This is a genomic window from Mesorhizobium sp. M2A.F.Ca.ET.039.01.1.1, from assembly GCF_003998035.1.
Taxonomy (GTDB): Bacteria; Pseudomonadota; Alphaproteobacteria; order Rhizobiales; family Rhizobiaceae; genus Mesorhizobium.
Genome location: NZ_RZRY01001240.1, coordinates 1 through 1,086, shown reverse-complemented (window position 1 = coordinate 1,086; position 1,086 = coordinate 1). Strand labels below are relative to the sequence as shown.

General features: G+C 66.2%; 1 protein-coding gene. It reads right to left on the bottom strand.

Annotated features, from left to right (window positions below; genetic code table 11):
* Positions 1 to 1,086, bottom strand: a 1,086-nt coding sequence (locus EOA24_RS38960) for a DEAD/DEAH box helicase (protein ID WP_133374969.1), incomplete at both ends; no start/stop codon positions are given.

Genomic DNA, 1,086 nt, shown 5'->3' with positions numbered 1-1,086 from the left:
GACCTGCCGCAGCTTGGCATTCTCGGAGGGGTCGCAGAGCGTGATCGCGATGCCGTCCCTGCCGTTGCGGCCGGTGCGGCCGATGCGATGGACGTAGCTTTCAGCCTCGTCCGGCAGGTCGAAATTCACGACATGGCTGATGCCGGGCACGTCGATGCCGCGCGCCGCGATATCGGTCGCCACCAGGATGCGAACCGAGCCGTCGCGGAAATCGTTGAGCGCCTTCTGACGGGCGTTCTGCGACTTGTTGCCGTGGATGACGGCGGCTTCAAAACCGTCGCGCACAAGATCCTTGGTGACACGATCGGCGCCATGCTTGGTGCGCGAGAACACGATCACCGTGCGCATCGCCTCGTCGACCAGCATCTTGGACAGCACCTGGCGCTTCTGCCTTGTGCGGGCAAGCACCACGCTCTGCACGATCTCGGCGGCGGTCGTGCTCTGCGGCGAGACTTCGACGCGGACCGGATTCTTCAGGAGGCCCTTGGCAAGCTCGGCGATCTCGTCGGGCATGGTTGCCGAGAACAGCGCCGTCTGGCGGTCCGGCGCGGTCGCCTTCGCGATGCGCTTGACGTCGTTGATGAAACCCATGTCGAGCATGCGGTCGCCCTCGTCGAGGACGAGCCATTTGGTGTCGGCAAGGATAAGGTCGCCTTCCCGCACGAGGTCGGTCAACCGCCCAGGCGTGGCGATCAGGATGTCGACGCCGGGCGCGATCTTCTTCACCTGGCTGAAGCGCGAGACGCCGCCGAGCACCAGCGCGGTCGAGATATGCGCGCCCTTGGCGAGCAGCTTGATGGTGTCCTCGTTCTGCACGGCGAGCTCGCGCGTCGGCGCCAGGATTAGCGCGCGCGCCGTCTTTGGCCGGCGCTTGGTGCCGAGGCCGATGATCTTCGACAGGATCGGCAGCGCGAAGGCAGCCGTCTTGCCCGAACCGGTCTGGGCGATGCCGAATATGTCGCGGCCTTCGAGCTGCGGCGGGATGGCCTGCACCTGGATCGGCTTCGGCTCTTTAAAGCCCGCGGCAAGCGTGGCCTTCAGCAGCGCGCCGCCGATGCCAAGGGCCGCGAAACCGGAGAGTTCCCC